The organism is Microbacterium faecale, from assembly GCF_014640975.1.
Lineage (GTDB): Bacteria > Actinomycetota > Actinomycetes > Actinomycetales > Microbacteriaceae > Microbacterium > Microbacterium faecale.
On record NZ_BMHO01000001.1, the window covers coordinates 2154286 to 2174334 of the forward strand.

The 20049-nt window shown below is 69.4% G+C and carries 15 protein-coding genes; 8 read left to right on the forward strand and 7 right to left on the reverse strand.

Features of this window, described 5'->3' with window-relative positions; translation table 11 throughout:
- Positions 1-6 precede the first annotated feature (6 nt).
- From IEW87_RS10195 to rpsT, 3 genes are all read left to right on the forward strand, one after another.
- On the forward strand, positions 7-1740 hold the full coding sequence (locus tag IEW87_RS10195) for an ABC transporter family substrate-binding protein (protein WP_188712114.1): 1734 nt from the start codon (positions 7-9) through the stop codon (positions 1738-1740).
- Between the two features lie 64 nt (positions 1741-1804).
- The gene (locus IEW87_RS10200) at positions 1805-2548 is read left to right on the forward strand and encodes an alpha/beta fold hydrolase (protein ID WP_188712115.1); all 744 of its coding nucleotides are present in this window, start codon (positions 1805-1807) and stop codon (positions 2546-2548) included.
- A gap of 113 nt (positions 2549-2661) precedes the next feature.
- A complete protein-coding gene (gene rpsT / locus IEW87_RS10205) occupies positions 2662-2922 on the forward strand; it encodes a 30S ribosomal protein S20 (protein ID WP_188712116.1) in 261 nt (86 codons plus the stop codon).
- A gap of 104 nt (positions 2923-3026) precedes the next feature.
- Here the strand turns inward: rpsT and holA are convergent, their stop codons facing one another.
- From holA to leuS, 4 genes are all read right to left on the reverse strand, one after another.
- Complete coding sequence (holA, locus tag IEW87_RS10210) at positions 3027-4064, reverse strand: DNA polymerase III subunit delta (RefSeq protein WP_188712117.1); 1038 nt, start codon at positions 4062-4064, stop codon at positions 3027-3029.
- A gap of 58 nt (positions 4065-4122) precedes the next feature.
- Positions 4123-6642 (reverse strand): ComEC/Rec2 family competence protein, encoded by a 2520-nt coding sequence (locus IEW87_RS10215; protein WP_188712118.1) that lies wholly within the window; start codon positions 6640-6642, stop codon positions 4123-4125.
- A 2-nt stretch (positions 6643-6644) separates the two neighbouring features.
- Complete coding sequence (locus tag IEW87_RS10220; RefSeq protein ID WP_188712119.1) at positions 6645-7247, reverse strand: ComEA family DNA-binding protein; 603 nt, start codon at positions 7245-7247, stop codon at positions 6645-6647.
- Between the two features lie 126 nt (positions 7248-7373).
- Positions 7374-9935, reverse strand: a complete 2562-nt coding sequence (gene leuS / locus IEW87_RS10225) for a leucine--tRNA ligase (RefSeq protein WP_188712120.1) — start codon at positions 9933-9935, stop codon at positions 7374-7376.
- A 111-nt stretch (positions 9936-10046) separates the two neighbouring features.
- Between leuS and IEW87_RS10230 the strand changes: the two genes are divergently transcribed.
- The gene (locus IEW87_RS10230; RefSeq protein WP_188712748.1) at positions 10047-10685 is read left to right on the forward strand and encodes a DedA family protein; all 639 of its coding nucleotides are present in this window, start codon (positions 10047-10049) and stop codon (positions 10683-10685) included.
- Between the two features lie 5 nt (positions 10686-10690).
- Entirely contained in the window at positions 10691-11725 is a 1035-nt protein-coding gene (locus IEW87_RS10235; protein WP_188712121.1) for an App1 family protein phosphatidate phosphatase, read from the forward strand.
- Between the two features lie 156 nt (positions 11726-11881).
- Here the strand turns inward: IEW87_RS10235 and IEW87_RS10240 are convergent, their stop codons facing one another.
- Complete coding sequence (locus IEW87_RS10240; protein WP_188712122.1) at positions 11882-12397, reverse strand: 2'-5' RNA ligase family protein; 516 nt, start codon at positions 12395-12397, stop codon at positions 11882-11884.
- A 101-nt stretch (positions 12398-12498) separates the two neighbouring features.
- Positions 12499-13461, reverse strand: a complete 963-nt coding sequence (locus IEW87_RS10245; protein ID WP_188712123.1) for a putative endonuclease domain-containing protein — start codon at positions 13459-13461, stop codon at positions 12499-12501.
- Between the two features lie 323 nt (positions 13462-13784).
- Here IEW87_RS10245 and imuA' point away from each other — a divergent pair, with 323 nt between their 5' ends.
- Genes imuA' through IEW87_RS10260 form a run of 3 tightly spaced genes read left to right on the forward strand, consistent with a single transcriptional unit; the run spans position 13785 to position 19416 of the window.
- The gene (imuA', locus tag IEW87_RS10250; RefSeq protein ID WP_505712400.1) at positions 13785-14474 is read left to right on the forward strand and encodes a DnaE2-dependent mutagenesis accessory factor ImuA'; all 690 of its coding nucleotides are present in this window, start codon (positions 13785-13787) and stop codon (positions 14472-14474) included.
- Positions 14471-16021, forward strand: a complete 1551-nt coding sequence (locus tag IEW87_RS10255) for a DNA polymerase Y family protein (RefSeq protein ID WP_188712125.1) — start codon at positions 14471-14473, stop codon at positions 16019-16021. Before imuA' ends, IEW87_RS10255 begins: the two co-directional genes overlap by 4 nt.
- Positions 16021-19416 carry an error-prone DNA polymerase gene (locus tag IEW87_RS10260; protein WP_188712126.1) on the forward strand — a complete coding sequence of 1132 codons (3396 nt, stop codon included), beginning with the start codon at positions 16021-16023 and terminating at the stop codon, positions 19414-19416. Before IEW87_RS10255 ends, IEW87_RS10260 begins: the two co-directional genes overlap by 1 nt.
- Here IEW87_RS10260 and IEW87_RS10265 read toward each other — a convergent pair.
- On the reverse strand, positions 19409-19885 hold the full coding sequence (locus IEW87_RS10265) for a signal peptidase I (protein WP_188712127.1): 477 nt from the start codon (positions 19883-19885) through the stop codon (positions 19409-19411). The two genes, IEW87_RS10260 and IEW87_RS10265, sit on opposite strands and share 8 nt — an antisense overlap.
- Positions 19886-20049 lie beyond the last annotated feature (164 nt).

The window sequence follows — 20049 nt, forward strand, 5'->3', positions numbered from 1 at the left end:
GCACCAATGAGTAAGCAGAAGAAGTGGCTGGGGGCCGCCGCACTTGTGGCGAGCTTCTCGCTGGTTCTCACGGCGTGCGGCGGTGGCACCGACGACGGTAACACCGACAACGGCGGAGGCTCGGCCGAGCAAGGCCAGGCGGAAGGCATCACGGGTGCCGACTACAACCCCGTTCCCCGCGAGGAGATGCAGCAGGGCGGCGACGTCACGCTCCCGATCGGCGAGCTCACCGAGCAGATGAACGCCATGCACGGAGACGGCGCGGTCGACACGCAGATGATCTGGACGTGGTACAACCCGCAGATCATCCTCTCGACGCCCGAGGGCGAGGCGTACCCGAACCCGGCGTACATCTCCGACAAGACGGTCGAGACGGTCGACGACAACACCGTCCTCACTCTCACGTTCACCGATGAGGCCGAGTTCAATGACGGCACGCCGATGGACTGGAAGACGATCGAGAACACCTGGATCGCCAACCGCAGCCAGGACGACTACGCACCGAACAGCACGGAGGGCTACCGCAACATCGCCTCCGTCGAGGCGGGCGAGACCGACAAGCAGGCGGTCGTCACCTTCGACGGCACCTTCGCATGGGTCGACGCACTGTTCTTCAACGTCACGCACCCCGCGGTCGACTCGGCTGAGAAGTTCAACACGGCATACGTCGAGGAGGCGAACCCCGACTGGGGCGCCGGTCCGTACAAGATCGAGACGATGGATCTCGATGGCGGCGTCGCCACCTTCGTGCCGAATGAGAAGTGGTGGGGCGACGAGCCGATGCTCGACTCGGTCACGTTCCGCGTGATGGAGCCCACGGCGGCGATGAACGCCTTCCGTGCAGGTGAGATCGACCAGGTCGCCACCGGCACCGCCGACCGCCTCGAGCAGGTCGCGGACATGGACGACGTCACCACCTACCGTGCGGCGCGCACGGCGACGAACCTCCTCGAGCTGAACGCCGAGCGCGAGCAGTTCACTGATCTCGAGACGCGCAAGGCCGTCATGATGGCGATCGACCGCGAGCAGATCACCGACGTCGTCTGGGACGGCCTGGGCTACACCGAGGAGCCCGCAGGTTCGTTCAACCTCTACCCGTTCCAGGACGGCTACGAGGACGCGCTGTCGAACGCCGGCTGGGAGTTCAACGTCGAAGAGGCCAACGCCATCCTCGACGAGGCCGGCTGGGAGATGGGCGACGACGAGGTCCGCACCCGCGATGGTGTGCGCTTCGAGGGCACGCTGCCGAACTTCGGCGACGACCCGATCGCCGAGGCGCGCGTGCGCGTCGTTCAGCAGCAGCTCAAGCAGATCGGCTTCGACCTGCAGGTCGACCAGCGCGCCGCGAACGAGTTCTCCGACGTGCTGACGTCGAAGGACTGGGACATCGTCATGCTCGGCTTCAGCTCGTCTGACGCTTTCGGCGTGATGTGGATGTGCCAGCTCTACTGCTACTCCGACGGCAACAACCAGCTGAACCTGTCCAGCACGATGGACGAGTCGATCGACGAGCGGATTCACGAGGTCGAGGCGCTGCCGACGGCCGAGGAGCAGATCCCGGCCGCGATGGAGCTCGAGGCCGAGATCATGGCTGAGACGTGGGGCATCTTCCCGCTGTACTCGGGTCCGTCGATCAGCACGGTCAAGAACGGCCTGGCGAACCTCACCCCCGAGCCCTACACGGGCCTGGACCTCTTCGGCATCCAGCCGGTGGAGAACTTCGGGTGGGCTGCTGAGTAATCGCCCGTTCCTGAACGCGGGGTCGGTGCATCGTGCACCGGCCCCGCTTTCGTATCGTGGAGCCATGGACCCTCAGCTCGTGTTCGTGCACGGCATCCGCACGTCGGCGACCATGTGGCGCGCGCAGGTCGTGCACCTGCAGGAGCGCGGTATCGCGGCAGAAGCGGTGGATCTGCCCGGTCACGGGTCGCGCATGGGAGAGCCCTGGTCTGTCGACGAGGCGCTCGCGACTATCGATCGCGCGGTACTCCGTGCAGCGGAGCGTGGCCCGGTCGTCCTCGCGACGCATTCGATGGGCGCGCTCCTCTCGGCTGCGTATCTCGGCCGCACCGGCGACGCTCCGCCGGTGCGCGCGTTCGTTGCGGCTGGTGCCACGTCCTTCCCCCTGGGAGCCGGAGTCGCCGCCTATCGCGCGCTGCTCACGGGCATGCGCCGTCTTCCAGGAAACGGAATGTGGTTCGTCCGGCGCGCACTCGCAGCGCAATTGCCGCCGGAGACACGCCGCGACTTCGGTGCGGGTGGGTACGCCCTCGCCGCCGAGGACGAGGCGCTCGCCAGTCTCGCCTCGCTCGCAATTCCGCGCGCGCTCGCACGCCTGCAGAAGCGGGATATCCCGGTGTGGTTCGTCAATGGCGAGTGGGATCAGCTGCGTCTGAACGAGCGTGCCTTCATGCGACTCGTGCCCGGCGCGGAGCTCATCGTCGTGCCGCGCACCACGCACCTCATCACCGCGATGCGTCCGCGCGTGATGAGCGCCGTCATCGACGTGGCCATCGCGGAAGCCGTGCGCTCAGCTGCCACCTGGTAACATTGCTTCTTGGCTTGCGTGCGGGTTCCCACGCCCGCACACGTTTCCGGCCAGCCCCTCTACTGTCCGGCGACACCTTCCGACGCACACCCAGAACGAAAGCCTGTATAAACGTGGCAAACATCAAGTCGCAGATCAAGCGCAACAAGACCAACGAGAAGGCGCGCGAGCGTAACCGCATCGTGAAGAGCGAGCTGCGGACGTTCGTCCGCGCCACGCGGCGCGCGATCGCCGCCGCCGATAAGGGCGCCGCTGAGACCGCCTTCGCGAAGGCCTCGAAGAAGCTCGACAAGGCCGTGTCGAAGGGCGTGATTCACAAGAACCAGGCCGCGAACCGCAAGGGCGCCCTGGCGAAGCAGATCGCCGCGCTCTGACGCACGCGTGACGAGCCCGCCCCTCGGGGCGGGCTTTTCGCATGTCTGGGCGCGGATCCGGTTGGCTCGTGAACCAGCGACAGGCGCGGTGTCCGGCCGTCGCGTCAGCGTGTCGCGGCGAACGGCGCGCGGGTCGCGACGACCGTCACCATTCGCTCGAGTGCGAACACCGCATCGCGGGACGCGCCCTTGACCTCGGCGTCGGCACGGGCGACCGCCTGAATCGCGAGCCCGAGCGTGCCGCCCGTCCACCCCGCGAGGTCGCGCTGTGCGCGCTCGACCTGCCAGTCCGGCATTCCGAGGTCGCGCGCGAGCTGTCGCGACGGACCGCGCTTACCGCCGACGCGCGCCATCGTCCGCAGCTTCATCGCGAACGCCGCGACCAGCGGCACCGGATCCGCGCCCGAATCGAGTGCATGACGCAGCGCGATGAGCGCACGACCGTGGTCGCCCGCGATCGCCGCGTCGGCCACCTCGAACGCCGTGGTTTCGACGCGACCGCCATAGTAGCGATCGACGATCTTCTCGTCGATGTCGCCCTCGGTGTCCTGAATGAGCTGCTGGCAGGCGGCCGCGAGCTCCGTCACATCTCCGGAGAAGGCCTGGGTGAGCGCGCGCAGCGCCTGCGGCCGGATGCGCCGGTTCGCGTGGCGGAACTCCCCCGCCGCAAACTCTTCGCGGTCGCGGTCACGCTTGATCGCCACGCACGGGATCTCGACCCCGCCGCCCGTGCCCCCGCGGACCGCCTCGAGGAGCTTCTTTCCCCGCACGCTCGCGCCCGTATGCCGCAGCACGAGCGTCGCGCCGTCCTGCGGGGCATCGAGGTACGCGAGCGCCTCCTGCAGGAACGCATCGGTGCACTTCTCGACGCCGCCCACCCGTACAAGACGGGGCTCGCCGAACAGCGAAGGGGACGTCACATTGAGCAATGTGCCCGCGGTGTAGTCATCGGCGCGGACGTCGGAGACCTCCACCGCGGGATCGTCGGCCTTCAGCCGCTCACGGATCGCTGCCGTCGCGCGCTCCGCCAGCACCTCCTCGGGCCCGAACACGAGCACAATGGGCGCGGGGCGGGGTTCCCGCCAATCGAGCTGCGGAATGACCGTCGCCTTCGAAGATCCGGATGTGCGTCGCGCGGCCATGGTTCCAGCGTAGCCGGGCGCACCGACACGCGACGGTGCGCCCGCCCGCCGCGCCGCGTCAGGGCGGGGGCTCATCCCGCCAGACGGCGAGGCGCTCGGTGTCGCTCACCAGCACGAGGCCATCCGTATCGCTGCGTGCGACGACCGCCCCGGATCGCGCGAGCACGGCGAGCGCATCGGGGTGCGGATGGCCGTAGTCGTTCTCCCCCACGCCGATGAGTGCGACACGCGGCCGGATTCGCTCGTAGAGCGCCGGGAACTGGTCGCGGCTGCCGTGGTGCGATACCTTGACGACGTCGAACGTGCCGGCGACCGTGCCTCCGTCCACCAGGATCCGCTGTGCGTCGGCGCCGAGGTCTCCGAGCAGCAGCGTTCGCGGCACCGCGCCGCCACCGATCTCGAGCACGAGGCTGGTGTCGTTTCCCGGCGGGAACGCGCGCGTCTCGCCCGCCGGCCACAGGATCCGCCACGACGCCTCCCCCACGCGGCCGTGCATGCCCGCATGTCCCGCGCGCACGTCGTCGGCGGCGGCGCGGGCCGGGGCGAGATCGGCCTCCCGTTCTGCCGGCCCGTGCACGATCGTCGCAACGCGTCCCTCCAGCGCCGGAAGCCCCGCGGCGTGGTCCATGTCGAAGTGGGTGATGAACGCCACGTCGATGCTGTCGACCCCGAGCCGCGACAGGCACCGTCGCAGCGCCGCCGCATCGGGCCCGGTGTCGATGAGCGCGACCTGCGCCCCCGATCGGATGACGATCGCATCTCCCTGTCCGACGTCGCACAACGCGATGCTCCACTCGCGGGGCGCCGTGAGCGGCGCAGCGATTCCTCCCAACGCCGCTGTTCCCGTACCGACGCCGAGGATGAGCGCGACCGCACCCGCACTGAGACGCTGCGCCATGACGGCGAGCCGCACCCATCGGGAACGTGACCGCTCGCCGACGCGTGACGCCGGGAGCCCGGCGATCGCGACGGTGACGATGACGCCCACCAGCGCGAGCGTCACTCCTCCGAGCGCGCCTTCCCACCAGCCGAGTCGCGCCGACGGCAGCCCGGCGAACGTCTCTGCCGTGCGCGCAACCCACGCCGACGGCAACCACGCGAGCGCCGCCGTCCCCGAGGCCAGGAGCGGCAGGGGCTGCGCCAGGCAGGCGATGAGACCGAGAACGGTAGCCGCTGGCGCGGCGGGGCCGGCCACGATGTTCGCGACGACGCCGTAGAGCGCGACCTCGGAAGCGAAGAGCGCGATGATCGGGCCGCAGACCAGCTGGGCGGCGAGCGGAACGGCGATCGCGAGCGCGACCACACGGGGCATCCATCGCTCGAAACCGCGCGCGAGAGGCGGTGTCAGGAGCAGAAGCGCTCCCGTCGCACTTGCGGACAGCAGGAAGCCGTAAGAGGCGGCGAGCCACGGATCCATCGCCAGCAGCACGACGACGGCGAGCGACAGGACCGCGACGCCGGATCCTCGTCGCCCGAGCAGTAGCGCGAGCATCGCGATGGCGGACATCGTCGCCGCGCGGATGACGCTTGCCTCCGGCGTGACGAGCAGCACAAACAGCCCCAGCACCGCCAGAGCGATCACGACTCGGGTGCGCCGTCCCGCTCCGCACGCGGCGCTCGCGGCGAACGCGAGGCCGACCACGAGCGCGCAGTTGCTGCCGGAGACGGCGGTCAGATGGCTCAGGGACGAGGCCTTCATCGCGGCGTCCAGTTCCGGCGTCACAGCGCTCGTCTCTCCCACCGAGAGACCCGGAAGCAGGTCGCCTCCCGCCCCGGGGAGGGAGCTGGAGACGTCAGCCACGAAGCCGCGGCGCAGGGAGCTCGCGACGCCAAAGACGTGCGCCGGCGACTCCGTGACGCTCACCTCGTCGGCGAACACCGTCGCGACGGCCGCCTCGCCCGGACCCGATGCCTCGGCTTCGCCCGTGATGACGACGCGCGCGCCGAGGTCGAGGCCGATGGGCGGGTCATCGCCACGCCACTGGACCGTGACGGGTGCTTCGCCCGCAGATGTGCGGGCGCTTCCCGCGAAGCGCGTGCCCCACGGTGTCTGCTCGACCTTCGTCGCGACCTCCACGACGACCTCGACCGCGGCGGTGTCGAGAGCTTGGCGTGCGGCCTCGCGCCCCGGCTGCGCCGCGGCGACGTGCGCCGCGACCGTGCCCACCGCTGCGCACGCGACGGCGATAAGGGCGGCGCGCGACGCGATCCCGTGCGGCGGACGCGTGCTCGGTCCGCGGAACGAATCGGGCGAACGGATCCGCGGTCGAGGAGGTTTTCGGCGGCTCGAATGCGGGCGAGGTGCACGCACGCGAGGGAACGCAGCCCGTCTGACGCGCGGCCCTGGCCTCCGGCAGCCGCGTCGCCCGCTGACGAGGATGAGGAGACCCACCGCGGACGCCCACGCGCCGCCGGCGATCGCGAACGCAGCGTCGGGCCACAGGATCGACGCGAGAGCCCCCGCCCAGGTCGCGATCGCCACCGGCAGAAGCCGTAGGTCGCGCGATGCGGGAAGCCGCGACACCCGGCTCTCGGCGTCGGTCGCCCGCGACAGCATCGCCGCGCTCGCTGACGGCACGCTCACACCGTCACCTGATCGCGCACCGACCCCAAGACGCTCGGGCCGATCCCCGAGACCGCAAGCAGGTCCTCCACGGATCCGAACGGACCCTCGGTCTCGCGCCAGTCGATGATGCGCGATGCGAGCGCCGGGCCGACCCCCGTGAGGGTCTCGAGAGTCGCGGCGTCTGCGGTGTTGAGGTCGATCAGGGGTGACGTGTCGGGGCCGGGAGCCGAGGGTTCCTCTCCCTCACGCGGCACGACGAGCTGTTCGCCGTCGGTCACGGGCCGCGCGAGATTGACCCCTTCCCCGGCCGCGTCATCGGTCAGCCCACCCGCCGCCGATACGGCGTCGATCACGCGTGCATCGGCGGCGACGACGTAGAGCCCCGGACGCTCGACGGCGCCGGAGACGTGGATATACAGCTCCCCCGCGACGGCGGCCGATGCCGGGGTATCCGTGACGATCGGTTGGGGCGGGACCGGCTGGGCGGGAGCTGCCGCTGACCGCCAGATCCCGATGCCCACCGTTGCCGCGAGGGCCACGAGCACGAGGACGATCGCCGCCCCCACTCCCAGCCGCGCGCGAGGGGATGCGCGGCGGTAGGCATCGAGATCCGACATGCCGCGAGGCTAGGCACCGACCGCGCACGCGCGGGGGCGCCCGCTCCCGGATCCTCAGAGAACGGGCGGAGATCTCTGCTTGTGGACGAGCCGACACCGCGCGTGTCGCCGCGCGGTGTCGGCTCGTTACTTCACGACGAGGCTGACGATCTTCGGCGCCCGCACGATGGCCTTGACGATCTGTCCGTCGCCGACGAAGCGCTGCACCTTCTCATCCGCGCGAGCGAGCTGCTCGAGCTCCTCGGGATCGATCGTCGCCGAGACCTCGAGCTGCGAGCGGACCTTGCCATTGACCTGCACGACCGCCGTGACGGTGTCCTCGACGAGCAGTGCGGGATCCGCCTCACGCCACGGAGCCAGCCCGACGGACGGTTCGAAGCCAAGGCGGTGCCACACTTCCTCCGCCGTGTGCGGGGCGAACAAGTCCAGCACCACCGCGACCGTCTCGACGGCCTCGCGCACGGCCGGATCCGCTCCGCCCGCGCCCTGGTCGATCGTCTTTCGGATCGCGTTGACGAGCTCCATCAGCCGAGCGACGACGACGTTGAACTTCGTCTGCTCGATCATGCCTGGCGCGTCGGCCAGCACGCGGTGCGTGACGCGCCGGAGCGCCTCGTCACCCGTCGAGAAGTCGACGCCCGGAGCGCTCGCGACGTCCTCGGCAGCGCGCATCGCCCGCGCGAGGAACTTCTTCGCCCCCGCGGTGTGCACGTCCTTCCAGTCCTTGTCGTCCTCTACGGGACCGGCGAATGCGAGCGCGACCCGAACCGCGTCGGATCCGTGCTCGTCGAGCTGCTCGGACACCGAGACGAGGTTGCCCTTCGACTTCGACATCTTCGCCCCGTCGAGGAGCACCATGCCCTGGTTGATCAGGCTCGAGAACGGTTCCGTGAAGTCGACGAGGCCCATGTCGAACAGCACCTTGGTGATGAACCGCGCGTACAGCAGGTGGAGGATCGCGTGCTCGACGCCGCCGATGTACGTGTCGACGGGCGCCCAGCGTCGCGCCTCGGCCGGGTCGAATGCGACCGTCTCGTCACGCGCCGACAGGAAGCGCAGGAAGTACCACGAGCTGTCGACGAACGTGTCCATCGTGTCGGGGTCGCGGCGCGCCGGCTCGCCGGAGGCTGTGGTCGTAGTGACCCACTCGGTCGCACCGCCGAGCGGCGAGGTGCCCTTCGGCGTGAGATCGATGTCCTTGGCCACCGGGAGCGTCACCGGGAGCTGCTCCGCCGGGACCTTCTCGATGCGGCCGTCCTCCGTGTGCACCATGGGGATCGGCGTGCCCCAGAAACGCTGGCGGGAGATGAGCCAGTCGCGCAGGCGGAACTGCTTCGCGGCGCGGCCCGCGCCCTTGGCCTCGAGGATCTCGGTGACGCGCGCGATGGCGTTGCGCTTCGACAGGCCGTTGATCTCGCCCGAGTTGATCATCCGGCCCTCGCCCGCGAGCGCCTCGCCCGTCACGACGGGGTCGGGCAGCGGATCCGGGTCGATCGCAGCGCCGTCGGCATCGGTCTCGATGACGGGGACGACGCCGGTGACGGGAGCGGTCGTGTCGACGACGACGCGCACCGGGAGGTCGAAAGTGCGCGCGAAATCGAGGTCACGCTGGTCGTGGGCGGGGACGGCCATGACGGCACCGTGTCCGTAGTCCGCGAGCACGTAGTCGGCCGCCCAGATGGGCAGCCGCTCGCCGTTGACGGGGTTGATTGCAAAGCGGTCGAGCGGAACGCCCGTCTTCTCCCGGTCGACGGACTGCCGCTCGATCTCAGTCTGCTTCTGCGTTCGCGTCAGGTACTCATCGAACCGCGTCTTCGTCTCGGGTGACGCGTCGGCGACCAGCTCGGCGGCGAGGTCGCTGTCGGGTGCGACCACCATGAACGTCGCGCCGTACAGCGTGTCCGGACGCGTGGAGAACACCGTCACCGGCTCGGTACGGCCCTCGATGACGAAGTCGATGTCGGCGCCGATCGAACGGCCGATCCAGTTGCGCTGCATCTGCAGCACCTTGCTCGGCCAGGCGCCCTCGAGCTGGTTGAGGTCGTCGAGCAAGCGGTCGGCATAGTCGGTGATCTTGAAGTACCACTGCGTCAGCTTTCGCTTGATGACCGCGGCACCGCAGCGATCGCACTCGCCATCGACGACCTGCTCGTTCGCGAGCACCGTCTGGTCGTTCGGGCACCAGTTGACCGGGCTCTCCTTGCGATAGGCGAGGTCTCTGTCGTACAGCTGCTGGAACAGCCACTGATTCCACTCGTAGTACTCGGGATCCGACGTGTGCAGCACGCGCGACCAGTCGAACGACGATCCGTAGCGCTTCAGGCTCGTGCGCTGTTGCGCGATGTTGTCGTACGTCCACTCGCGGGGATCCGCACCGCGCTGGATCGCCGCGTTCTCGGCGGGGAGGCCGAACGAATCCCAGCCGATCGGGTGCAACACGTTGTAGCCGCGGTGACGCCAGAATCGGGCCACGATGTCGCTGTACAGGTAATTCTCGGCGTGCCCCATGTGCATGTCGCCCGAGGGGTACGGGAACATCGCGAGCACGTACTTGCGTGGCCGGTCGTCGGCGGATCCGCCCGCGTGGAAGGTGCCGTGCTCTTCCCAGTACTGCTGCCACTTCTGCTGGATCTCGTGGATCCGGTCGCTCTCGGCGGCGCTGGTCTCGGGGGCGGTGGGCTCTGACACGTCGAAGGAAGCCAATCGATGAGGGAATCGCGCGAGCGAGCGCGCGAGGAAACGAATGGTTCCAGGTTACCGCGCGCTCCTCAGCATCTCCGCCGTAGGATCGACAACGTGCTGAACGAGGTCCTGTCCACGATTCTCGACGTCGTGCAGAGCGTCGCGCCGTGGCTGCGGATCCTCATCGCCAGCATCGCAATCATGCTCGAGACGAGCGTGCTGATCGGACTCATCGTGCCCGGCGACACGATCGTGATCGTCGCGGCAACCGGCGTCACCTCGGTCCCCGAGGCGTTGATCCTCGGTGCGTTCGTCGTCGCGGGGGCGTTCGCGGGCGAGAGCATCGGCTACGCGATCGGGCGTTGGGCCGGACCGTGGCTACGCGAGTCGCGCCTGGGCCGTTGGATCGGGCGCCGCAACTGGGACCGCGCCGAGACCTATCTGCAGAGGCGAGGGGGGATCGCGATCTTCCTGTCGCGTTTCCTTCCGGTGCTGCACTCCGTCGTGCCGCTCACCGTGGGCATGTCGGGATACCCGTACCGCAAGTTCGTGGCCTGGACGATACCCGCGTGCGTGCTGTGGTCCGCCATCTACATCTCGATCGCCGCAGGCGCCGCCGAAACTTACCGAGAGCTCGCGGGCAGCGCCCACTGGGCCGGTTACGCCTTCATCGGCATCATCGTCGCCGGACTGCTGCTCGTCTTCGCCGGAAAGAAGCTGTTGGGCTGGTTCGAGCGCCGGCACATGAAAGACTGAGCGCGATGGCATCCCGACCAGCGCAGCCCGCACACGATCCCGCCCGCAAAATCCTGTGGATCGCACGCTTCGAACGCCGCTTCCATGCATGGCGTGAGCGTATGGCGCGCAAGCGCGGGCGCACGCCGACCGTCCTTCCGTTCCCCGGCTACGGCGGCGATGGGTGGGTGCGTGTCGTCGGGCGCGTTCTGATCCTGCCTTCCGTGCGGTCGAAGAGGCGCGGCGACAGCGTGCGCGGGTGGCGCTCATTCGTCGGGATCGCCGTCGGATACGCGACCGTGACGGTCACGATCGGTGACAACACGCACAACGTGGTCGCCGACCGCGGCGGCGTGATCGACGTGACTCTGCCAGCCCATCTGCCGCCGGGATGGCAGCCGTTTCAGATGACCGTCGAGGGCTCGAGCGTCGAGGCCCACGCGTTCATCGTGGATCCAGACGTGCGCTTCGGCGTCGTCAGCGACGTCGACGACACGGTGATGGTGACGGCGCTCCCCCGTCCGCTGCTCGCGGCATGGAACTCGTTCGTCGTCAACGAACACGCACGTCAGCCCGTCCCCGGCATGGCGGTGCTCCTCGATCGGCTCATGCGCGAGAATCCCGGGGCGCCGATGATCTATCTCTCCACGGGCGCGTGGAACGTCGCGCCGACGCTCAACCGGTTCCTGCACCGCAACCTGTTCCCGCGCGGCTCGATGCTGCTCACCGACTGGGGCCCCACGCACGACCGGTGGTTCCGCAGTGGACGCGCCCACAAGGAGTCGAACCTCCGGCGGCTCGCCCAGGAGTTCCCGCAGATCACCTGGCTGCTCATCGGCGACGACGGCCAGCACGACGATGAGATCTACACGACGTTCACCGCCGAGCATCCCTCGTCCGTCGCAGGCGTCGCGATCCGCCGTCTGACCGCCGCGGAAGCCGTGCTCGCGGGGGGCCGCATGTCGGTCGACGACCACTCGGCGGCGGGCGTTCCCTGGGTCTCGTCGGTCGACGGCGCCGGTCTCGCCAAGCGCCTCGAGCGCCTCGGTCTCCTGTCCTAACGCAAGGGCCCGCGCGCGGGCACCGGTGGGCGCCGGTGCGCGCGGTGGGCGTCCGCGAGTGCGGGACCGCCTCTCGACGCGGTCGCGAGTGCCTACGCGCCCTTTCCAGGCGGTGGAAGGGCAGATGGGCACTCGCGGAGGTGGTGAACGCGAGCGCTATCCACCGAGGGGGAAGACGTCGATGGGGCGCCATGTTCCATTTGAACGCTCGGCGAGCAACGTCACCGCATCGGCGTGATCGGTGATGGGCAACAACCTGGCCACGGCTGCTTCCGCTTCGGCGAGCACGCTGCGTGGCTTTCCGTCGCCGATCGTGAGGTGCGGGATCGTCTCGTCATACGCCCCGCCGTATGGGCGAAGCGACGGGAACATGCCCTCGACGGCCTCGATCACAGCACGAAGCGACGCGTCCGATGTCGGCGCGAGCCACAGCACAGCGTCGCCGAACCATGCGGTGCGGGCCAACTCAACTGAGAATGGGGCAATGGCTTCGAGCGCGACGGACAAGTGCCGCCGCACATCGTCATCGATCTCGTCGAGCGGCATGAAGGGAAAGAGCACCGTGAAGTGGGCAGGGACGCCCAGGGGCGCGTCGCTCGCCAACCTGCCGCGCTGGGCGCCGACAATGGCGTCCACGCGAGGCATCCGGATCACGAGAGCGGTTCGTCGCATTCGGCGATCTTCTCATTCGCCACGCCACATGAGCGGACCTGGCCCGACGGCGTCGAGACAGATGAGCGGCACGAGCGACGCAACGTGACCGCGTGATGCGGTCATCCGATCGGCGTTCGGAAGGCCGCGGCGGCGCAGACCCGCCGTACCACCTCGCTCTGCGCGCGGAAGACGTGCGCCGACGTGAGACGGACCGCGCGCCAGTCGAGCTCCATCACGTCCGAATAGCGGTCGATGTCGCGCTCAAACTGGGCACGCTCCCGGTGCCCATCCCCCTCGTATTCGATGAGCACCTTGAGATGCGGATACGCCATATCGCCACACGCGACGAAGGTGCCGCGTTCGTCGAAGATGTCGTGATCGAGCACGGGCTCCGGCAGACCAGCATCGACGATGAGGAGCCGCGTCCACGTCTCAGGACGGGACGACGCGCCCGTCCGCGCCCGGGCAAGCGCTCGACGCAGCTTCGGCGCCGCGCGCCATCGATTGGCCAGGAGGATCTGTTCGAGTCGCTCGCGGGTCGCATACGGTCGGGTGCGCGTGAGCCGCACGAGCCCGCCAGGAGACCGCGGTACTCGAATGATGTGGTCCGTCGCCGCGACGAGGTCGTACTCGCCGAGGTGCTCACCGAGTGTCGCCCACGTCAGGATCGGGTCGGCGACGCGGAGGCCAGAGACGGTCACGGTATGCCCGGACGTGCTGACCCGTCGACCACGGACTCCCGCACGGCGGGGCGGAGTGCGGGGGAACTCGACTCCGACGTAGAGGTCTCGGTGCAAGCCGGTTGGCAGCGGAACGCCGCCGATGAGCGCGGCCGTCGGACCGACGAAGAATGCGTGCTCGGGCATGATCTGGCTGTACGCGCGGATCCGTCGCCACGCGTCGTCGCGTTCGGCTTCGGCAGTCGTGGGAAACGCCGCCGCGACGGGACGCGATCGCACTCCACGGAAGGGAACCTCGAATTGTGGTCCGCGGAGTCGCTTCTCGCTGACGCCCGCTTCGCGCGCCGCGCGCACCGAGAATGCCTCGCCGAGCTGATCGGGAAGCGCGAATCGCGGGTTCATGCGACGACCCTCGCAGAGCGCGCCCTTCGTCGCAGAGGTTATCCACAGGCCACACCTTCGCGAGTGCCGACGTGCACCGCGGCGCCGTCACGCCGGTGCGCGGTGAACACTCCATCCCTGTTCGCGAGTGTCGACACGCCCTTTCCACGTGAAAACGGGGCAGGAAAGCACTCTCGAACGGGCGCGCGGTCGGGCGCGCCCTCGCGGAGGCGACGCAGGGCGACGTGGCGGCACGGCGGTGGGTTCTCGTGTCGGGGGTTCGAACTAGTGTTCGAGTGCCACTTGGCATATTCGAACATAGTTTCTATCCTGGGGGTGTGGCGATGGCAGCATACGAGCAGCTGTCCGACATCACGCGGCTACGCGCGGAGATCAGTCGGATGCAGCGGCGCACGGCAGAACCCGATGCGCTGCCGGTCGATGACGCCCTGGCGCCTCTCCTCCCCTCCGGTGGGCTGCGCCCGGGCGCCGCCTACGCGCTCCCCGACTCCCCCGCGCTGCTCTTCGCCCTCCTCGGCTCCGCCTCGCGCGACGGCGCGTGGTGCGCGTTCATCGGCCTTCCCGACCTCTCCTTCGAGGCCGCAGAGGGCTACGGCGTGGCCCCGAATCGGCTGGCCCACATCCCGAGACCGGGCGACAGGTGGCGACAGACGATCTCCGCCGCTGCCGACGTCTTCCCCCTCGTCGCCGCCCGGATTCCTCGCACCGCAGCGCCGGCGGAGACCGCGCGCCTCTCCGCGCGGCTGCGCGAACGTGGCAGCGCGCTCCTCGCGATCGGCCCCTGGCCGGGCGCTGACCTGTCCTTCACCATGGGCGAACCCGAGTGGCGCGGAATCGGCAGCGGACACGGGGCCCTCAGCTCACGGGTCGTCACGGTCGCGGCCTCAGGCCGAATCAGCCCCGTCGCGCGTCGCGTACGACTGCTCCTGCCCGGTCCGACGGGCGGAGTCGAATCGCTCCCGTCGGCCAGCATCCCCACGCAGCGTGGCCACCTCACGGCGGTGAGCGCATGACGCCCTTCCCCGAGCGCACGATCGTACTGTGGTTCCCCGACTGGCCCATCACGGCCTTCCTGCGCACACAGGCGCGCGAGGTGTCCGCCGCCAATCGCGTGCACGCCGACGGTCCGCTCGCGATCATCCACGACGGCCAGGTCGTCGCCTGTTCCGCGGCAGCGCGCGCGGACGGCGTGACGAAGGGACAGCGACGGCGCGACGCGCAGGGAGCATGCGCGCAGCTGCGACTCCTCCCCCATGACGAGGCCCGCGACAGCAGAGCGTTCCACGACGTCCTGACGCACCTCGAAGAACTCGTCCCCGGCGTGCAGCCCCTCCGTCCCGGCCTCGCCGCAATCCGCGCCCGCGGCCCGGCACGCTTCTACGGCGGAGAGCAACAGGCCGCCGAATCCCTCCTGCGCTCCCTCGCCGACATCGGCCTCACCGCCCGCGCCGGGGTCGCCGATGGACTGTTCACGGCAGAGCAGGCGGCGCGAGCACCCTCCGGCGAGCCGGTCACCCTCGTTCCCCCCGGAGGCGCTTCCGACTTCCTCTCGCCGCTCCCCGCCCTCTCGCTCGGCGACCGGGAGCTCGCACTCCTGCTCGCTCGGCTCGGCGTACAGACCCTCGGCGAGTTCGCCGCGATTCCCGCCGCGCGCGTGCACGAACGACTCGGGGTACGCGGATCCTGGTTGCAGGCGCTCGCGTCCGGACGCGATTCGCGCACCGTCACCCCCCGCACCCCGCCTCCCGAGACGGCCCGCGTGCTCGATCTCGAGCCGCCGCTCGAGATCGCCGATCAGGTGGCATTCGCTGTGCGTCAGACGGCCGAGACCTTCTGTGACGGCATCGGCGCGCAGTCCCTCGTGTGCACGGCGGTACGCATCACGCTCGAGACCGACCGCGACGAACGCAGCGAACGAGTGTGGCAACACCCGGCGAGCTTCGACGCGACGAGCGTCGTCGACCGGGTGCGCTGGCAGCTGCAGCCTGCACCCGGCGAAACGGCATTCACCGGCGGCGTCTCGCGCATCGTCATCGAGCCCGACGCCGTCGACGATGCCGCGTCGCATCAGCCCGCGCTGATCGGGCAGGGGCCCGACGAACGCTCGCACCACGCGATGTCTCGCGTGCAGACGCTGCTCGGGCACCGCGGCGTGCTGACGCCTGCACTCGGCGGCGGACGGACCCCGGCCGATCGCGAGGAACTCGTCCCCTGGGGTGAGGCCGCCGTGCCCTCCCGTTCCCGTGACCTCCCCTGGCCGGGGGCGCTTCCCCCGCCGCTGCCCTCCGAGGTGTATCGCGACCCGCACCGCGTGAGCGTGACCGCCGCAGACGGCACGATCGTCACGGTCGACGAACGCGGGTTCGTCTCCGCAGACCCTGCCCGGATCGACGGGCGCGGCATCATCTCGTGGGCCGGTCCCTGGCCGCTCGTCGAACGCGGCTGGGACCCGCAGCGCGCACGCCGGACACACCGCTTTCAGCTGGTCGACGATCGCCGCTCCGCGTGGCTCGCCGTCCTCGAAGACGAAACCTGGCACCTCGAAGGGAGGTATGCCTGATGGGCTTCAACAACCCTCCGATCTCCTGGCACGAGCTCGAACGCACCCTCAGCGGGCGCCGCCCGACCGCCGCACCCTCCGACGCCGACGGCAGCGATAGCCCTGCGTGGAGCCGCAAGCGGGGAGCCTACGAACCGCCGCAGCTCGTCCGCCAACGAAACCGCACTCGTTACGCCGAACTGCACGCACACTCGTCCTTCTCCTTCCTCGACGGAGCCTCGTCACCGGAAGAACTCGTCGAAGAGGCGGAACAGCTGGGACTGGAGGCACTCGCCCTCACCGATCACGACGGTTTCTACGGTGCCGTGCGCTTCGCCGAGGCAGCCGAGCACACGTCGCTGAAGACGGTCTACGGCGCCGAGCTCTCACTCGACCTCACCGCGCCGCAGAAAGGGCACCCGGATCCGCAGGGCCAGCACCTGCTCGTGCTCGCGCGCGGCGAGGAGGGGTACCACCGCCTCTCTCGCGCCATCACGCGCGCACAGTTGCGCGGCGGAGAGCGTGGCCGCCCCCTCTACGATCTCGACGATCTCGCGCACGAGGCGGGCGGCGCGTGGGAGGTCCTCACGGGATGCCGCAAGGGAGCCGTCGGCCGGGCGCTTGCCGCACACGACTCGCCAAGCGCGGCAGAACGCGAGCTGCGGCGACTCATCGACCTGTTCGGACGCGATCACGTGCACGTCGAGATCACCCACCACGGCGACCCCGCAGACGATCGTCGCAATGACCTCCTCGCCGATCTCGCGGAGCGCCTGGGGCTGCCGCTCATCGCGACCGGGAACGTGCACTACTCCCGGCCGGCGAAAGCGCCGCTCGCCCAGGCGGTCGCGGCGATCCGGGCCACGCGCAGCATGGACGACCTCGACGGCTGGCTCCCCGCGACGAATCGCGCCCATCTGCGATCCGGCGATGAGATGGCTCGCCTGTTCGCGCGCTACCCCGGTGCAGTCGAGGCGTCGGCGCGTCTCGCCGATCAGCTCGCGTTCCCCCTCCGTTCGGCCCGACCCGCGCTCCCGCGGCAGCACGTTCCGGACGGGTACACCCCGATGTCGTACCTGCGCGAGCTCGTCTGGAGCGCCGTCCCGGACCGGTACCCGACGCTGCGGGACGAGGATCGCGACCGCATCGCGCATGAACTCGACGTCATCGAGCAGAAGGACTTCCCCGGCTATTTCCTCATCGTCAACGACATCGTCGCCGAAGCAAGCCGGCGCGGCATTCTCTGTCAGGGCCGCGGATCCGCCGCGAACAGCGCCGTCTGCTACCTGCTCGGCATCACCGCCGTCGACGCGATCTTCTTCCGACTGCCGTTCGAACGTTTCCTCTCGGCGATGCGCGACGAAGAACCCGATATCGATGTTGACTTCGACAGCGACCGGCGCGAAGAGATCATCCAGTACGTCTACGAGACGTACGGTCGCGATCGCGCCGCGCAGGTGGCGAACGTCATCCAGTATCGACCGAAGAACGCCGTGCGCGACGTCGCCCGCGCCCTCGGCTTCTCCCCCGGCCAGCAGGACGCTTGGGCGCGCCAGGTCGAGCGCTGGGGTGCGTCGATCGAGTCGAGTGCCGGCCACAGCATCCCCCCGCAGGTGCTCTCGTACGCCGCCGAGATCATGGGGGCGCCCCGCCACCTCGGGATCCACTCCGGCGGCATGGTGCTCACCGACCGCCCCGTCGGCGAGGTCGTCCCGATCGAGCATGCCCGGATGCCGGGACGCACCGTCATCCAATGGGACAAGGACGATGCGGCCTGGATGGGGCTGGTGAAGTTCGATCTGCTCGGGCTTGGGATGCTCGCCGCCCTGCAGCACTGCTTCGATCTCATCCGGGAGGCGACGGGAGAGAGTTTCGACCTGCGTGAGCTGCCTCGTGAGGAGCCGGCCGTGTACGACATGCTCTGCCGGGCCGACTCGATCGGCGTCTTCCAAGTGGAGTCACGCGCACAGATGGGGCTGCTCCCCCGCCTGCAGCCCCGCTCGTTCTACGATCTCGCCATCCAGATCGCTCTCATCCGCCCCGGCCCGATCCAGGGCGGCGCCGTCCACCCCTTTGTGCGGCGAAAGCTGGGCGCTGAGGCCGTCACGTATCCCCACCCCCGTCTCGAACCCGTCCTGAAGCGCACCCTCGGCGTCCCGGTGTTCCAAGAACAGCTCATGCAGATGGCGATGGCGGTCGGCGACTGCACGGGCGAAGACGCCGATCTGTTGCGGCGGGCGATGGGATCCAAACGCGGCCGGGAGCGCATCGACGCCCTGCGACAGAAGCTGTTCGATGGGATGGCGCGCAACGGGATCGAGAAAGAGGATGCGGCGAGGATCTACGAACAGATCCAGGCATTCGCGAATTTCGGCTTCGCCGAATCCCACTCGCTCTCCTTTGCGCTGCTCGTCTACGCGAGTTCCTGGATCAAGCTGCATTACCCGGCGGCGTTCCTCGCCGGCCTGCTGCGGGCGCAGCCGATGGGCTTCTACTCTCCCGCCACGCTCACCGCGGACGCACGGCGGGCCGGCGTCGAGGTACTCCGTCCTGACATCGTCGCCTCCTCCGTCACCGAGACACTCGAGCCGACGGAGCCTGACGCGCGGGAGACGACGGGGAGAGCCGCGTGTCTCGCCGACCACGAGGGCGCGCCGACCGTGTTCGACCGCACCGCACCGGACCGCTCCGGCTCTCATCGGCGAGACGGCCGCTTCGCCGTCCGCCTCGGGCTGGCAGGCGTCACGGGCATCGGCGAGGGGACCGCCCGGCGGATCGTCGAGGAGCGTTCCCGCGCGCCATTCCGATCGATGAACGACCTCGTCCGTCGCACCGGGGTCACCGAGAAGCAGCTCGAGGCGCTCGCGACGGCCGGCGCACTCGCCCCGTTCGGACACGGCACGCGGGAGGCGCTGTGGCTCGCGGGAGCCGCAGCCGACGACCGGCCGGACGTCCTCGACGGTACGGCGCTCTCAGTGCAGCCGCCGCTGTTCTCGGATCCCTCGAGCTACGAACGTCTCGCGAACGACCTGTGGGCGACCGGCGTCTCGACTGACGACCACCCCCTCGCGCACTTCCGTGGGCCGCTCGATGCGCGCGGTGTGCTCACCTCATCCGAGCTGCGCACGCATGAGTCGGGCCGTCGCGTCGAGGTCGCGGGGCTCGTCACGCACCGGCAACGCCCTGCGACCGCATCGGGCGTGACCTTCCTCAATCTCGAGGACGAACACGGTCTCGTGAACGTCATCTGCTCCACGGGAGCGTGGAAGCGCTATCGTCACCTGGTTCGCGATGCGCCAGCGCTCATCGCGCGCGGCATTCTCGAGCGGTCGCCGGAGGGGGTCGTGAACATCGTCGCCGACGGATTTGAAGATCTGCGCGTCGGCGTCGATCACCGATCGCGCGACTTCAGGTGAGCGGATCGATGCCGAGCAGGTCCTGCGCCCAGAGCTGTGGCAGGCCGACGTACGGAATCGCCAAGCGCATGACGCCCACCTCCCGTACCTCGTACGGCTCGCGATCCACGCCGCCATTGGCGTCGCCCTTGAGGGTGAGCACGGTCTGGCCGCCGCCCGGGGAGACATCCACGACGCGGTGGGTGACGGTGCCCGGCCCGTTGAAGCGATCAGTCGTGACGACGTCGCCGACCGACACGGCCGTCGCGTCCACACGCTCCGACACCACCACGCTGCCGATCGGCAGACCGGGCTCCATCGAGCCGGACACGACGATCCGTGGCGTCAGACCGAGCGCCGCGAACAGCATCGTGGCGACGACGCCGATGGCCGCACCAGCTGCTGCTGCGATACCGATCACGCGCAGCGTGATGCGGAGCGCCCTGCGCGGGGAGCCGAGACGCGCTGTCGCGGCGTGTGCCACTGCCATCGCCATATCGCCTCCGTCCGCGCCAACGACACGCTGCCGTCACCTGGTGTTCACCGTCTGTTCACCATTATGCCCAGAACCCCGCGGTGAGAGGTGCGAACGCCGCAGTATGAGGCGAACCGACGGGCGTTATTTCGAGAACGCCCAGCATCATCGGAGTCGCC

Coding starts and splice junctions, on each gene's coding strand:
- imuA' (WP_505712400.1), top strand. CDS start 13,785: ATGGCAGCATACGAGCAGCTGTCCGACATCACGCGGCTACGCGCGGAG.
- IEW87_RS10245 (WP_188712123.1), bottom strand. CDS start 13,461: ATGAACCCGCGATTCGCGCTTCCCGATCAGCTCGGCGAGGCATTCTCG.
- holA (WP_188712117.1), bottom strand. CDS start 4,064: ATGGCCGCGCGACGCACATCCGGATCTTCGAAGGCGACGGTCATTCCG.
- IEW87_RS10240 (WP_188712122.1), bottom strand. CDS start 12,397: ATGCGACGAACCGCTCTCGTGATCCGGATGCCTCGCGTGGACGCCATT.
- IEW87_RS10260 (WP_188712126.1), top strand. CDS start 16,021: ATGGGCTTCAACAACCCTCCGATCTCCTGGCACGAGCTCGAACGCACC.
- IEW87_RS10220 (WP_188712119.1), bottom strand. CDS start 7,247: ATGTCGGATCTCGATGCCTACCGCCGCGCATCCCCTCGCGCGCGGCTG.
- IEW87_RS10200 (WP_188712115.1), top strand. CDS start 1,805: ATGGACCCTCAGCTCGTGTTCGTGCACGGCATCCGCACGTCGGCGACC.
- IEW87_RS10255 (WP_188712125.1), top strand. CDS start 14,471: ATGACGCCCTTCCCCGAGCGCACGATCGTACTGTGGTTCCCCGACTGG.
- IEW87_RS10265 (WP_188712127.1), bottom strand. CDS start 19,885: ATGGCAGTGGCACACGCCGCGACAGCGCGTCTCGGCTCCCCGCGCAGG.
- IEW87_RS10195 (WP_188712114.1), top strand. CDS start 7: ATGAGTAAGCAGAAGAAGTGGCTGGGGGCCGCCGCACTTGTGGCGAGC.
- IEW87_RS10235 (WP_188712121.1), top strand. CDS start 10,691: ATGGCATCCCGACCAGCGCAGCCCGCACACGATCCCGCCCGCAAAATC.